Genomic DNA, 13,516 nt, shown 5'->3' on the forward strand with positions numbered 1-13,516 from the left:
CTCCGACAGTGGCAGTGGAATATCACGATACGCTGTGATTCAGACCTTGTCAGGCGCACGCCGGTTCAGACTGATCGCTTCGGGCAGGTCGCTGTCATCCTTGAGTTTCACGCCGCTGACGCGCATGCGCAGCGACTGTTGCAGCAGATGGGCGAGCTTGTGGGCAGCCTGCGCGTAGGGCAGGCCCTCGGGGCGCACGTTGGAGATGCAGTTGCGCTCGCTGTCCATGCGCCCCACCTGCGGCTGCCAGGTGAGGTAGAGGCCCAGGCTGTCCGGTGAGCTGAGGCCGGGGCGTTCACCGATCAGCACCAGTGCGAGCTTCGCTCCCAGTGCCGCGCCGATGCCGTCGCCGATGGCCACGCGGCCCTGCTCGGCGAGCACCACGGGGGTGTGCTGCCAGTCAGTGGCGAAGCGCTCGCGCAGCGCGCTCAGCAGTGGCAGTGCGTGTTGCTGGACAGCGAAGGAGGAAAGCCCGTCGGCAATCACGACGACCAGTTCCGCGGCGATTTTCTCGCCCTTGAGTTGCCACAGGCTGTCCGGATGCAGGGCGCGACCCAGGTCCGGGCGCAGCAGGTAGGTCTGGCGGTCCGGCGCCTCGCTGCGCGCGCGCAGGACGCGGAAGCCCTCGTCGACCAGCGATTGCTGCAGCGCCGCGAAGTCCAGCGGATGGTGCACCGCGTCGCGGGCCTGGGCATGGGCCAGGCCGAACTTCAGCACTTCGCGGGTCGGCAGGCTGGAGCCGACGCGGCCCAGCGCAATACGCGCGGAAGTATGTGCGCGCAGTTCGTCCCACGGGTCGCTGTGGATCAGGTCCATGCTTTCAGTTCCTCAGAAGGCCCGTAGCAGGTCGTGGCCGCGGCCGATTGGCCGCAACTGGCCGGAGGCTTCGGTAATCGCCATTTTCACCAGCCAGGCGTCGAACTCCGGCGCACGTTGCAGGCCCAGGGTGCTGCGCAGGTAGAGGGCGTCGTGGAAGGAAGTGCTCTGGTAGTTGAGCATGATGTCGTCGGCGCCGGGGATGCCCATGATGAAGGTGACGCCCGCCGCGCCGAGCAGGGTCAGCAGGTTGTCCATGTCGTCCTGGTCGGCCTCGGCGTGGTTGGTGTAGCAGACGTCGCAGCCCATGGGTACGCCCAGCAGCTTGGCGCAGAAGTGATCCTCCAGCCCCGCGCGGATGATCTGCTTGCCGTCGTAGAGGTATTCCGGGCCGATGAAGCCGACCACGGTGTTGGTCAGCAGCGGGCGGAACTCGCGGGCCACGGCATAGGCGCGGGCCTCGCAGGTCTGCTGGTCGACGCCATGGTGGCCGCCGGCGGACAGCGCGCTGCCCTGGCCGGTCTCGAAGTACATGACGTTGTCGCCCAGCGTGCCGCGCTTGAGCGACAGCGCCGCCTCGTGGGCCTCGCGCAGCAGGGCGAGGTTGATGCCGAAGCTGTCGTTGGTCTTCTGCGTGCCGGCGATGGACTGGAACACCAGGTCGATCGGCGCGCCGGCCTCGATGGCCTGGATCTGCGAGGTGACGTGGGTGAGCACGCAGCTCTGCAGGGGAATCTCGAAGCGCTGTCGCAACTCGTCCATCATTCGCCACAGCTGCATCAGGGTGGCTGGCGAGTCGCTCGCCGGGTTGATGCCCACCACCGCATCGCCGGAGCCGTAGAGCAGGCCGTCGAGCATGCTGGCGGCGATGCCGCGCACGTCGTCCGTGGGGTGGTTGGGCTGCAGGCGCACCGAAAGGTGGCCGGACAGGCCGATGGTATTGCGGAAGCGGGTGATCACGCGGCACTTCTTCGCCGCCAGGATCAGGTCCTGGTTGCGCATCAGCTTGCTTACCGCGGCGGCCATCTCCGGCGTGATACCGCGCGCCGTGGCGGTCAGCGTGGCGCTGTCGGTGCTGTCCAGCAGCAGCCAGTCGCGGAAGTCGCCGACAGTGAGATGGCTGATCGCTGCGAAGGCGGCGGCATCGTGGCTGTCGATGATCAGCCGGGTGACTTCGTCGGCTTCGTAGGGGATCAGCGCTTCATCGAGGAAGCGTTTGAGCGGCACCTCGGCGAGGGCGATCTTCGCCGCCATGCGTTCTTCGTAGCTGTCCGCGGCAAGGCCCGCCAGCGAGTCGCCGGAGCGCGCCGGGCTGGCCTTGGCGAGCAGCGTCTTCAGGTCGGCGAAGCGGTAGGTCAGGCTACCGACAGTGGTCTGGTAGGTCATGCGAACGTCCCGGTTGTTCCGCGCCCGGCCCAGGGGGCAGGGCGCGGATGGCGATCAGGCTCCCGTCAGCATAGCGTCCGCCGGGGCGCTGGCGCGATGGGCGGCAGTGAGCTGGAAGTAGACGAAGCCCGCCGCCATGAAGGCCAGGAAGATTCCGGCGATCTGCAGGTTGAACCAGACCATCGCCGCCAGGCACAGCACTGCCAGCGCCAGGGCGATGCCCGGCACCACCGGGAAGCCCGGTGCGCGGAAGCTGCGTTCCAGGTTCGGCTCGCTGCGGCGCAGCTTGAACAGGCTGAGCATGCTCATGATGTACATGACGATGGCGCCGAACACGCTCATGGTGATCATCGCCGCGGTCAGGCTCATGCCCTGCAGGGCGATCAGGCCGTCACTGTAGATCGCCGCGATGCCTACCAGGCCGCCGGCGATGATCGCCCGGTGCGGGGTCTGGAAGCGCGACAGCCTGGCCAGGCCGCGCGGCAGGTAGCCGGCGCGGGCGAGGGCGAAGAACTGTCGCGAGTAACCGAGGATGATGCCGTGGAAGCTGGCGACCAGGCCGAACAGGCCGATCCACACCAGCATGTGCAGCCAGCCGGAGTTCTCGCCGACCACCATCTTCATCGCCTGCGGCAGCGGATCGTTGATCCCCGAGAGAGCCTTCCAGTCGCCGGCGCCGCCGGCAAACAGCATCACGCCGATGGCCAGCACCACCAGGGTGAGGATGCCGCTGACGTAGGCCTTGGGAATCGTGCGTTTCGGGTCTTTCGCTTCCTCGGCGGCCATGGCCGCGCCCTCGATGGCGAGGAAGAACCAGATGGCGAAGGGAATCGCCGCGAAGATGCCGCTGATCGCTGCGCCGCCGAAGCTGTCGGAGCCGGCCCAGCCATTGAGCACGAAGTTGCTGAAGCTGAAGCCCGGCGCGACCACGCCCATGAACACCAGCAGTTCGCCCACCGCGAGGATGGTGACGATCAGCTCGAAGGTCGCCGCGATGCTGACGCCGAGGATATTCAGGGTCATGAAGATCAGGTACGCGCCAACCGCCGCGTGCTTCGGATCGAGCGAGGGGAACTGCACGTTGAGGTAGGCGCCGATGGCCATGGCGATGGCCGGCGGGGCGAAGACGAACTCGATCAGCGTGGCGAGGCCTGCGACCAGCCCGCCTTTTTCGCCGAAGGCGCGGCGACTGTAGGCGAAGGGCCCGCCGGCATGGGGAATGGCGGTGGTCAGCTCGGTGAAACTGAAGATGAAACAGGTGTACATGGTCGCCACCAGCAGCGTGGTGACCAGGAAGCCGAGGGTGCCGGCCACGCCCCAGCCGTAGCTCCAGCCGAAGTACTCACCGGAAATCACCAGGCCCACGGCGATGCCCCACAGATGCAGGGTGCCGAGGGTGGGTTTGAGTTGCGTGCTCATGCGACGTCTCCTGAAGAGAAAGTCAGAGAAGAGAAAGTCCGAACGAGGATGAAAAACACGACCCGCTGATTCGTGCAGTGGCCGTGCCATGCCCGGAGATCAGGTCGCAAAGCGAGGTTTCGCGTCGTTTCGTGAACATTCGCCGCACATGGCGTGCCTCGATTGGGGGCGCAGCGATTCGTTCAGGTGCGCGTCGCGGCGCTTGTTGCACGGCGATGACCGCGGCGTGACGCTTCGCGGAGCCGCGACGGCTGTCACAGGATGGCAATCTGCCGCTGGTCTACTGGCGCCCATTCCAGCGACCGGAGATTCGCCGATGACCACCCGCGCCCTGCACGAGCTGTTGCGCCAGGTAGCGCCCTTGGCACCGGAACTGAGCATCAGCGATGTCGCCGATCGCTTCCTCGATGCCGAGCATCGCGCCTTCCTTTCGCTGCCGGTGGTGGATGCCGCCGGGATGCCGCTGGGGCTGGTCAGCCGCAATGGCCTGCAGGACATCTTCATGCAGCGCTTCGGCCGCGACCTCTGGGGCCGCCGTCCGGCCAGCGATGTGATGAATGCGCAGCCACTGAAGGTGCGCGCCGACCTGAGCCTCGAAGAAGCCTCGCAACAGGTCACCGCCCAATTGAGTTACCCGATCACCGAGGACTTCATCCTGGTGGACGAGCAGGGACGCTACCTTGGCCTGGGCACGGTGCTCGATCTGCTGAAAGCCATGGAGCAGCGCGTCGCCCAGCGCAACCGCGTGCTCAACAAGACGCTGCAGGACCTGCGCGAGTCCCAGGCGCAGTTGGTGCAGTCGGAGAAGATGGCCTCCCTCGGGCAGATGGTCGCCGGCGTCGCCCACGAGCTGAACACCCCGCTGGGCTATGTGAAGAACAACGTCGCGCTGCTACGCGAACTGCTGGTGCCACTGCTCGGCCTTACCGAAGCGCAGACCCTGTTCAACGAATGCCTGGACGACCCGGCCTGCGACTCCGAGCAACTGGCTCGCGCCCGCTCAGCCTTCGAACAGGCACGCGAAGAAGCCGCGCTGGAGCAACTGGTGGGCGACCTTGACCAGTTGTTCGGCGACACCGATTTCGGCCTGGCGCAGATCGGCGAACTGGTCGGCGGCCTGAAGGACTTCGCCCGCCTGGACCGCGCCCGCAGTGAAGAAGTCGACCTCAACGACTGCGTGCGCAGCGCACTGCTGATCGCCCGCAACAGCATCAAGGAAAAGGCCGAGGTCGCCACCCAGCTGGGCGCGCTGCCCAAGGTCGCCTGCGCCGCCAGCCAGATCAACCAGGTGCTGCTCAACCTGCTGACCAACGCCGCCCAGGCCATGGAGAAGTTCGGCCTGATCCAGGTGAAATCCTGGGCGGACGAAACCCATGTGCACCTCTCGGTGCAGGACAACGGCAAGGGCATGGACGAGGAGGTGCGCGCGCGCATCTTCGACCCCTTCTTCACCACCAAGCCGGTGGGGCAGGGCACGGGCCTGGGCCTGTCGATCAGCTACAAGATCGTCCAGGACCACGGCGGCCGTATCCGCGTGGCGTCCGAACCGGGGCGCGGCACGCGATTCCTCATCAGCCTGCCACTCGTGCAGGCCAGCGAACTGAAACGGAGCGCCTGAAAATGAGCCAGCAGCCTGTCCGCATCCTCTTCGTCGACGACGAGGAACGCATCCTGCGCAGCCTCGCGATGCAGTTCCGCCGTCACTATGACGTGCTGGTGGAAACCGATCCGCACAAGGCTCTGCAGCGCCTGCGCGAGGAGCGCATCGACATCCTCGTCAGCGACCAGCGCATGCCGCAGATGACCGGTGCCGAGTTGCTTGCCCAGGCCCAGGAGATCGCCCCGGACACCCTGCGCATCCTCCTGACCGGTTATTCGGACCTCGATGCCGCGGTGGATGCGCTCAACAGCGGCGGCATCTTCCGCTACCTGACCAAGCCCTGGGACCCTCAGGAAATGGCCTTCACCCTGCGTCAGGCGGCCGAGATCGCCCAGCGCCAGGCGCCGGCCGAGCCCATCGATACCAAGGCGATCAGCCGCGTCGTCGCGCCGCTCAACGTGCTGCTGCTGGACGAGGACGCCGAGACCCTGGCGTGCGTCGGCGAGTTCTGCAGCGCCGGCACTCATCAATTACACCGTGCGCGCAACCTCGCCGAGGCCATCCTCCGGCTGAACAGCGAGCCCATCGACATCCTCGTCAGCGACCTCAAGCTCGCCGGCGAAGACACCGCGCCGCTGCTCAAGTCCCTGGCCCAGGCCCACCCGCGCCTGCTGAGCATCGTCGTCACGCCGTTCCGCGATACCCAGGACCTGCTGGCGCTGATCAACCAGGCGCAGATCTTCCGCTACCTGCCCAAGCCGATTCGCCGCGGCCTGTTCGAGAAGGGTCTGAAGGCCGCTGCCGAGCAGGCGCTGCTCTGGCGCGCCCAGCCGGAGCAGAAGGTCGCGCGCATCGCCGAGGTGCCGCGCGAGGATCGTGAGCGGGAAAAAGTGGGCAGCCTGCTGGGCATGCTCGGCCGTCTGCGCGAGCGGCTGAGTGCCTGATCGCCGTCGGCGACGCAGCATTCCTGCCGGGCGGGCTACGGAAGTCGGCGCGTTTCTGCGACAATGCGCGCCGATTTTTTCGATACCCGCGAGAGAGCCCATGTCCGCCTGCCAGACCCCGATCATCGTCGCCCTGGATTTCCCCACCCGCGAAGCCGCGCTGGCGCTGGCTGACCAGCTCGATCCGAAGCTGTGCCGGGTGAAGGTGGGCAAGGAACTGTTCACCAGTTGTGCCGCCGGTATCGTCGAGACCCTGAACAGCCGCGGCTTCGAAGTCTTCCTCGACCTGAAGTTCCACGACATTCCCAACACCACCGCGATGGCCGTGCGCGCCGCCGCCGAGATGGGCGTGTGGATGGTCAACGTGCATTGCTCCGGCGGCCTGCGCATGATGAGTGCCTGCCGCGAGACCCTGGACGCCTTCAATGGCCCGTCGCCGCTGCTGATCGGCGTGACCGTGCTGACCAGCATGGAGCGCGAGGACCTGGCCGGCATCGGCCTGGACGTCGAACCCCAGGAGCAGGTGCTGCGGTTGGCGGCCCTGGCTCAGAAGGCCGGCATGGACGGCCTGGTGTGTTCCGCCCAGGAAGCGCCGGCGCTGAAAACCGCGCACCCGGCGCTGCAACTGGTCACCCCCGGCATCCGCCCGGCCGGCAGCGCCCAGGACGATCAGCGGCGCATCCTCACCCCGCGCCAGGCGCTGGACAATGGCTCCGATTACCTGGTGATCGGCCGCCCGATCAGCCAGGCCGCCGACCCGGCCAAGGCACTCGCCGAGATCGCCGCCAGCCTGGCCTGATCGCGCTCTTTCGGACATGAAAAAGCCCGCAGCGATGCGGGCTTTTTCATGCCTTGAGGATGCTCCTCGTAGGATGGTGTGGAGCGAAGCGATACCCATCGCCTTCCGTGTTGGCCTTGTTGATGGGCCTCCACCCATCCTACGGCTGTGTTCCCCTGGGCGTCAGCCGTTGGCCTGGGCCATTTGCGCCCGGCCGAACCAGCGCTCGCGCAGCACGTCGTACACCCAGTTGAACACCAGCGCGTAGGGCAGGAAGAACAGCACCAGGCCGATGTCGAGGATGAAGGCTTCCAGCAGGCTCACCGACAGCCACCAGGCGGCCAGCGGTACCAGCAGGATGATCAGGCCCAGCTCGAACAGCGAGGCGTGCAGCACGCGCACCGACAGGGTGCGGCTGAAGCCCATGCGGTTCTGCGCGCGGTCGAAGGCGGCGTTGAACAGCATGTTCCACACGGTGGCGATGGCCGAGAACATCAGGGTCATGGCGCCCATGTGGCCCAGCGGTTTGTCCATCAGCCAGGCCAGGGTCGGTGCGCAGATGACGACCGCCAGCAGTTCGAAAAGGCCGGCGTGGAACATCCGCTCTTTCAGGGTTTTAGTGGGTGTCATGGGGTATCTCCAGGCATGCAGCTCTCAATTCACGAGAAGGCCGACTCCGTCGGTCCGGCGCCATTATCATCGGTCGACCGGCTGGATCTAAGTTGGATACCATCGGCTTAACCGATGGAAGAGAGCGCCATGATGCAATATTCCCCAGAATCCCTGCAGGCCTTCGCCGAGGCCGCCTGCCTGGGCTCGTTCAGCGCCGCCGCACGCAAGCTGGGCAAGAGCCAGTCCACCGTCAGCGAGGCCATCGCCCGTCTGGAGATCGACCTCGGGCTGACCCTGTTCGACCGCAGCAGCCGCCAGCCACAGCTCACCGAGGCCGGTCATGCGCTGCTCGGACGGGTGGAGGAAGTGCTGATGGCCAATGATCGCCTCGGTCAACTCGCCCACCAGCTGGTCGGTGGGCTGGAGTCGCGGGTGACCCTGGCGATGTCGGACACCTATCAGTCCGCCGAATTCGAGGCGCGACTGGCGGAGATCGATGCGCGTTATCCGGACCTGGAGTTCGAATGGCTGATCGCCGAAGACAGCGACGTACTCGACCTGGTCGTTCAGGGCCGGGCCAGCCTCGGCCTGCTGGCAGCGCAGGCGGAGTACGCGCCGGACATCGGTTCGGCGACCCTGAGCGAGCAGGCCGAGTTCGGCCTCTTCGTCAGCCGCAACCATCCGCTGGCCAGCCGCGAGCGAATCGAACGCGAGGACCTGCTGGCCTACCGGGCGCTACGCCTGAACACCTTCCTTGACGACGCCGCGCCGCTGCTCGGCGGCCGCTGCTGGAGCGCGCCAAACTACCTGTTGTTGCTGGACATGGCGGTATTGGGCTTCGGCTGGATCGAATTGCCCAGCTGGATGGTAGGACGCTTCGCCAGTGGGCGTATGCAGGAGCTGAAGGTCGCCGGCTGGCCGCGCCGAGTGGCGGTGGACGTGATCTGGTCGCGACAGCGCCGGCTGGGGCCCGCCGCAAGTTGGCTGGCGGAACGTCTGCTGGGGCGCTGAGGCGCTCTGGATCACAGCTCTACATCACAGTTTCCGGACTAAATGTGTCGAAGCCTTTGATGCTCTGTCGTGGACCAGTAGGATCGGAGTTTTCCTAGATTGTGAGGTCAGGATGCGCGCCAAGCTGGAGAATTGTCTGAAGGCAGTCGATCAGGTGCTGCTCGGCAAGGAAGTTCAGGTAAGGCTGGCGCTGACCTGCCTGCTCGCCCGCGGTCACCTGCTCATCGAAGACTTGCCCGGCATGGGCAAGACCACCCTCAGCCACGCCCTGGCGCGGGTGCTGGGCCTGGGCTTCCAGCGAATCCAGTTCACCTCCGACCTGTTGCCCGGCGACGTGCTGGGCACCTCGGTGTTCGACAAGGACACCGGGCAGTTCGTCTTCCATCCCGGGCCGATCTTCTCCGAACTGGTGCTGGCCGATGAGATCAACCGCGCCACGCCGAAGAGCCAGAGCGCGCTGCTCGAGGCCATGGAGGAAGGGCAGGTGACCATCGAGGGGGCGACCCGCCCGCTGCCCGAGCCGTTCTTCGTCATCGCCACGCAGAACCCGGTGACCCAGGGTGGCACCTTCGCGCTGCCCGAATCCCAGCTCGACCGTTTCCTCATGCGCCTGTCCCTGGGCTACCCCGGCCGTGCCGCCGAGAAGGCACTGCTGCTGGGCGAGGCGCGCCGCGATCTGCTGCCACGCCTGGAGCCGATGCTCGACCCGCGGGAGTTGCAGGCGCTGCAGGGCGAGGTGCTGGCGGTGCGGGCCAGCGACGCCCTGGTGGATTACGTGCTGCGCCTGGTGGAAGCCACACGCACGCAGCCGGCCTTCGCCCTCGGCCTGTCACCGCGCGGCAGCCTGGCGCTGCTGGCGGCGGCCCGCGCCTGGGCGCTGCTGGCCGGGCGCGACTATGTGATCCCCGAGGACGTGCAGGCCGTGCTGCCTTCGGTGGCCGGCCACCGCCTGCGTGACCAGGCCGACCCGGCCGGCCATGGCGGCGGCGCGCTGGTGCAGTGGTTGCTGCGTGAAGTCCCGGCTCTCTGAGGAGTAGGCAATGTTCGTCAGGGTCAGGCCGTTGTGGCAGAGCTGGATAGCCCGGCGCATACCGCCGTCACCATCGCTGCAGCTCAATCAGCGCCGTATCTTCATCATCCCGACCCGGCAGGGCATGGCCTTCGGCGTTGCCTTGCTGCTGATGCTGCTCACGGCAATCAACTATCAGAACAGCCTGGCCTACGGCCTGACCTTCCTCCTGCTGTCGCTGTTCATCGTCGCCATCCTGCACACCTACCGCAACCTGGGCGGCCTGCGCCTCACGGCGCTCGGCGCGGCGCCGGTGTTCGTCGGCGAACAGGCCGCGTTCCGCGTGCGCCTGGAAGGCGAGGGGCGTGCACGGCAGGCCATCGGCCTGGGCTGGGAGGCGGAGCGCATGCAGTTCGCCGATGTCGCGGCAGAGCACGCCGAGGAATTGCTGCTCAGCCTGAGCGCGGAGCGGCGAGGCTGGCTGCGGCCCGGCCGCCTGCGGGTGGAAAGCCGTTTCCCGCTGGGCCTGCTGGTGGCCTGGAGCTGGGTGGATCTGGCCCAGTCGGTGCTGGTCTATCCGCACCCGCAGCCGGGCGACTTGCCGCTGGAAGCCGCGCCGGCCGATAACGATGAAGAGGGCGTGCGCCCCAGCGGTCGCGGCGTCGACGATTATCAGGGGCTGCGCCCCTACCAGCCCGGCGATTCGCGCCGGCGCCTGCACTGGAAGGCCTATTCGCGGGGCCAGGGGTTGCTGGTGAAGGACTTCTCCGCGCTGGCCGGGCGCAATGTCTGGCTGGATTTCGACAGCCTCGGAGGTGACACCGAAGGGCGTCTGTCACGGCTGTGTTTCTGGGTCCTGCAACTGTCGCTGCGCCAGCAGCCTTTCGGCCTGCGTCTGCCGGATGCGCAGCTTCCGGTTGGCCTGGACGAGGCCCACCGCGATGCCTGCCTGCGCGCCCTGGCGCTGCACGGGACGAAGCGATGAGCAGCCTGGCCGGCACGGCGGCCCAGCCGATTCCCCGGGTAGCGCTGACCTGGCTGCTGGTCGCCCAGGCGGTGGTGATCATTCCGCACCTGGAACACCTGCCGGCCTGGATCGTCGCGCTGTGGTTGGGCTGCGCGACGTGGCGCATCCAGGTGTTCCGCATGCGCGCCAACTACCCCAGCGGCATCGCCAAGCTGGCGCTCGTGGTGGCGGCAGGGCTGGGCGTCTGGTTTTCCCGCGGCTCGCTGATCGGCCTGGATGCCGGCGTGGTGCTGCTGATCGCGGCCTTCGTGGTGAAGCTGGTGGAGCTCAAGACTCGCCGCGACGCCTGGGTGCTCATCCTGCTGGGGTTCTTCGCGGTCACCACCAGTTACCTGTTCCAGGACGACATTCTCGCCGCCGCCTTCAGTCTGCTGCCGGTGCTGGCGCTGCTGGCCTCGGCCATCGGCCTGCAGCAGAGCGGCTTTGCCGCGCGCCCGATGCCGACCCTGCGCCTGGCTGCCGCTCTGCTGCTGCAAGCCTTGCCACTGATGTTGCTGATGTTCCTGCTGTTCCCGCGCATGGGGCCGCTGTGGTCGTTGCCGCTGCCGGGCGATAAGGCCATGACCGGGCTGAGCGACAGCATGGCGCCAGGGGACATGGTGGAGCTGAGCCAGTCTCCGGCGCTGGCCTTTCGCGCCAGTTTCGAGGGGCCGCCGCCGCCGCATTCGCAACTGTACTGGCGCGCCCTGACACTGGAACGATTCGACGGCGTACGCTGGACGACGGCGTTCCAGCGCGGTGATGTCGCGCCGCAATGGCGTGAGCGCGGCGAGGCAGTGGAGTACCAGGTGATCATGGAGCCCAACGGCCGCCCCTGGCTGTTCGCCCTCGACGTCGCGCGCAGTTCGTTGGGCGACGCACGGCTGATGAGTGATTTCCACCTGGAGCGTCGCACGCCGGTACGCCAGGCACTCATGTACCGCGCCACGTCCTGGCCGCAGGCCCTGCTCGAACCCACCGATGGCAGCCGCGCGCTGCGGCTGAACCTGTCGCTGCCAAAGACCGGCAATCCGCAGGCCCGCGCCTGGGCGCAGGAACTGCACGAGCGCTACCCCCAGCCGGGTGATCTGGTTCAGGCGATGCTGCGGTATTTCCGCGAACAGCCCTTCAGCTACACCCTCAGGCCAGCGGATACCGGAGCGGAGCGCATCGACGGATTCCTCTTCAATACGCGCGCCGGCTTCTGCGAGCACTATGCCGGCGCCATGGCCTTCGTCTTGCGCTCGGCTGGCATCCCGGCACGGGTGGTTACCGGCTATCAGGGGGGCGAGGTGAGCTCGTCGGGCAGCTACCTGAGTGTGCGGCAGTTCGATGCCCATGCCTGGGTCGAGTACTGGCAGGATGGAGCAGGCTGGACACGGGTCGACCCCACCGGCGCGGTGTCACCCGAGCGCATCGAGCAGGGGCTGGAGGCGGCCATGAGCAGCGAGGGCAGTTTTCTCGAGCAGGACCCGTTTTCGCCGCTGCGTTATCGCAATATCTCGATCATCAACGAGCTGCGCGCCGCCTGGGACAACCTCAACTACAGTTGGCAGGCCTCGGTGCTCGGCTACCAGAGCGAACAGCAGGGCGACCTGTTGCGGCGCTGGTTCGGTGGGCTGGATCGAGAGTGGATCGGCGCACTGCTGGTGGGCGGCGGCGGATTGCTGCTGGGCCTGCTGGCGCTGCTGCTGTTCAAGCCCTGGCGGCGCACCGCTGATATGCAGTTGCGCAGCTTCCAGCGCTTCGAGCGAATGCTGGCGCCGCTGGGGGTGCACCGTGAAACCGGCGAGGGTGCGCGGGACTTCTGCCGGCGCGCCAGCAAGCTCCTGCCGGCCCACGCGCAAGCGATCCGCGGTTATCTGGAGGCCTTCGAGAGGCAGCGCTATGGTGGCAGGGCTGCGTCGCCGGCCGAGTTGCGCACGCACCTGGCACGGCTGCGCCGGGAGCTGCCCTGGCGACTGCGAGCAGGGCGCGGAAAACCGACGTGACATCACGCCCCTTGCCGCTCCGCGGGCCGGGGCTAACCTGATATTTCCCCCACTGGAGTGGAGCCTGCCGTGACTTCCTTCTGCGATTACCTGGTGAGCCATCTGATCGAGCAGGAGGTTGCGCTGTTCTCCGCCGCTTCCCGCCTGAAGGCCGAATCCGATCCTGAAGCGCTGCACGATCTGCGCATCGCCGTGCGCCGGCTGCGCAGCCTGCTGCACCCGGTGCGCGGCATGCCCGGGATCGACGAGCTGGAGCAGGCCCTGGGCGACATGGGGCGGCTCAGCGGGCCGCTGCGTGACCTGGAGGTGCTGCTGCCGGTGCTCGAGGCCGAAGGCTACGAGCGCGCCGCGGCGCTGCGTCGGCCGGCGCTGCTGTCCGGCTATGCCACGCTGCTCGCCAGCCCACAGTGGGAACGTCTGATGATGCGCCTGGATGGCTGGCCGCAACTCTGGCGTACCTCCGAGCGCCATGGTGTGCTCAAGGGGCTGCACGGCAAGGTGGAGAAGCGCCTGGCCAGGGAATGGCAGAAGTTGCGCGACGCGCTCAAGGACCCGAGCCACGATCGCCATCGCCTGCGCCTGCTGATCAAGCGGGTGCGTTATTCGCTGGAGGCCTATCCGCAGGAATCCGCCGTGCCGCAGCGCCTGCTGACGCCGCTGAAGGACGCGCAATCGGCGCTGGGCGAGTGGCATGACTACGAGCAGTGGCTGATCCGCAGCGAGCGCGAACTCGACCTGATGCCCCTGCAGCCGCACTGGAACGCTCGCCACGACCTTGCCGAGCGCCTCGCCGACGAAAGCCTGGACGCCCTGCAGAAGGCGCTGCATAGAGCCCGTTGATGGCGGGGCATTTCCTGCGCGGGACAAGGCTTTGGATGGTTTGCCGGAGCGGGTGGTGCCCCTAAGATCGCAGCCAGCTCCCTCTCTCCAGAAGCCCCAAGGAA

At 67.2% G+C, this 13,516-nt stretch carries 12 protein-coding genes; 8 read left to right on the forward strand and 4 right to left on the reverse strand.

Annotated features, from left to right (window positions below; translation table 11 throughout):
- Nucleotides 1–39: 39 nt before the first annotated feature.
- The 3 genes from eutC to eat are packed head-to-tail and all read right to left on the reverse strand — an operon-like array spanning nt 40 to nt 3,621.
- Nucleotides 40–816, reverse strand: a complete 777-nt coding sequence (gene eutC / locus L6D89_RS02595) for an ethanolamine ammonia-lyase subunit EutC (RefSeq protein ID WP_236198650.1) — start codon at nt 814–816, stop codon at nt 40–42.
- 12 nt (nt 817–828) lie between these two features.
- The gene (locus L6D89_RS02600) at nt 829–2,202 is read right to left on the reverse strand and encodes an ethanolamine ammonia-lyase subunit EutB (RefSeq protein ID WP_236198651.1); all 1,374 of its coding nucleotides are present in this window, start codon (nt 2,200–2,202) and stop codon (nt 829–831) included.
- Nucleotides 2,203–2,256: 54 nt separating this feature from the next.
- Nucleotides 2,257–3,621: an ethanolamine permease gene (gene eat, locus L6D89_RS02605; protein ID WP_236198652.1), complete on the reverse strand. Its 1,365-nt coding sequence runs from the start codon at nt 3,619–3,621 to the stop codon at nt 2,257–2,259.
- A gap of 316 nt (nt 3,622–3,937) precedes the next feature.
- Here eat and L6D89_RS02610 point away from each other — a divergent pair, with 316 nt between their 5' ends.
- The 3 genes from L6D89_RS02610 to pyrF all read left to right on the forward strand — a co-directional run bounded on the left by L6D89_RS02610 (nt 3,938) and on the right by pyrF (nt 6,964).
- Nucleotides 3,938–5,239, forward strand: coding sequence for a sensor histidine kinase (locus tag L6D89_RS02610; RefSeq protein WP_236198653.1), 1,302 nt, complete (start codon nt 3,938–3,940; stop codon nt 5,237–5,239).
- 2 nt (nt 5,240–5,241) lie between these two features.
- Complete coding sequence (locus L6D89_RS02615) at nt 5,242–6,165, forward strand: response regulator (RefSeq protein WP_236198654.1); 924 nt, start codon at nt 5,242–5,244, stop codon at nt 6,163–6,165.
- A gap of 100 nt (nt 6,166–6,265) precedes the next feature.
- A complete protein-coding gene (gene pyrF / locus L6D89_RS02620; RefSeq protein WP_236198655.1) occupies nt 6,266–6,964 on the forward strand; it encodes an orotidine-5'-phosphate decarboxylase in 699 nt (232 codons plus the stop codon).
- Nucleotides 6,965–7,126: 162 nt separating this feature from the next.
- Here the strand turns inward: pyrF and L6D89_RS02625 are convergent, their stop codons facing one another.
- On the reverse strand, nt 7,127–7,573 hold the full coding sequence (locus tag L6D89_RS02625; RefSeq protein ID WP_236198656.1) for a multidrug/biocide efflux PACE transporter: 447 nt from the start codon (nt 7,571–7,573) through the stop codon (nt 7,127–7,129).
- 132 nt (nt 7,574–7,705) lie between these two features.
- On the opposite strand from L6D89_RS02625, the gene L6D89_RS02630 reads away from it, so the two are divergent.
- From L6D89_RS02630 to L6D89_RS02650, 5 genes are all read left to right on the forward strand, one after another.
- Nucleotides 7,706–8,566 (forward strand): LysR family transcriptional regulator, encoded by an 861-nt coding sequence (locus L6D89_RS02630; protein WP_236198860.1) that lies wholly within the window; start codon nt 7,706–7,708, stop codon nt 8,564–8,566.
- 112 nt (nt 8,567–8,678) lie between these two features.
- Nucleotides 8,679–9,596: an AAA family ATPase gene (locus tag L6D89_RS02635; RefSeq protein WP_236198657.1), complete on the forward strand. Its 918-nt coding sequence runs from the start codon at nt 8,679–8,681 to the stop codon at nt 9,594–9,596.
- A 10-nt stretch (nt 9,597–9,606) separates the two neighbouring features.
- A complete protein-coding gene (locus L6D89_RS02640) occupies nt 9,607–10,560 on the forward strand; it encodes a DUF58 domain-containing protein (protein WP_236198658.1) in 954 nt (317 codons plus the stop codon).
- A complete protein-coding gene (locus tag L6D89_RS02645; RefSeq protein ID WP_236198659.1) occupies nt 10,557–12,572 on the forward strand; it encodes a transglutaminase TgpA family protein in 2,016 nt (671 codons plus the stop codon). The genes L6D89_RS02640 and L6D89_RS02645 overlap by 4 nt, the downstream gene beginning before the upstream one ends.
- A gap of 69 nt (nt 12,573–12,641) precedes the next feature.
- Nucleotides 12,642–13,412: a CHAD domain-containing protein gene (locus L6D89_RS02650; protein ID WP_236170831.1), complete on the forward strand. Its 771-nt coding sequence runs from the start codon at nt 12,642–12,644 to the stop codon at nt 13,410–13,412.
- Nucleotides 13,413–13,516: the final 104 nt, after the last annotated feature.

This window comes from Pseudomonas pseudonitroreducens, assembly GCF_021603645.1.
Classification (GTDB): domain Bacteria; phylum Pseudomonadota; class Gammaproteobacteria; order Pseudomonadales; family Pseudomonadaceae; genus Pseudomonas; species Pseudomonas pseudonitroreducens.

Excerpts from the sequence above, each read along its gene's own strand:
- eutC (WP_236198650.1), bottom strand. The coding sequence starts at position 816 with ATGGACCTGATCCACAGCGACCCGTGGGACGAACTGCGCGCACATACT.
- L6D89_RS02615 (WP_236198654.1), top strand. The coding sequence starts at position 5,242 with ATGAGCCAGCAGCCTGTCCGCATCCTCTTCGTCGACGACGAGGAACGC.
- eat (WP_236198652.1), bottom strand. The coding sequence starts at position 3,621 with ATGAGCACGCAACTCAAACCCACCCTCGGCACCCTGCATCTGTGGGGC.
- L6D89_RS02625 (WP_236198656.1), bottom strand. The coding sequence starts at position 7,573 with ATGACACCCACTAAAACCCTGAAAGAGCGGATGTTCCACGCCGGCCTT.
- L6D89_RS02645 (WP_236198659.1), top strand. The coding sequence starts at position 10,557 with ATGAGCAGCCTGGCCGGCACGGCGGCCCAGCCGATTCCCCGGGTAGCG.
- L6D89_RS02600 (WP_236198651.1), bottom strand. The coding sequence starts at position 2,202 with ATGACCTACCAGACCACTGTCGGTAGCCTGACCTACCGCTTCGCCGAC.
- L6D89_RS02635 (WP_236198657.1), top strand. The coding sequence starts at position 8,679 with ATGCGCGCCAAGCTGGAGAATTGTCTGAAGGCAGTCGATCAGGTGCTG.
- pyrF (WP_236198655.1), top strand. The coding sequence starts at position 6,266 with ATGTCCGCCTGCCAGACCCCGATCATCGTCGCCCTGGATTTCCCCACC.
- L6D89_RS02640 (WP_236198658.1), top strand. The coding sequence starts at position 9,607 with ATGTTCGTCAGGGTCAGGCCGTTGTGGCAGAGCTGGATAGCCCGGCGC.
- L6D89_RS02610 (WP_236198653.1), top strand. The coding sequence starts at position 3,938 with ATGACCACCCGCGCCCTGCACGAGCTGTTGCGCCAGGTAGCGCCCTTG.
- L6D89_RS02630 (WP_236198860.1), top strand. The coding sequence starts at position 7,706 with ATGCAATATTCCCCAGAATCCCTGCAGGCCTTCGCCGAGGCCGCCTGC.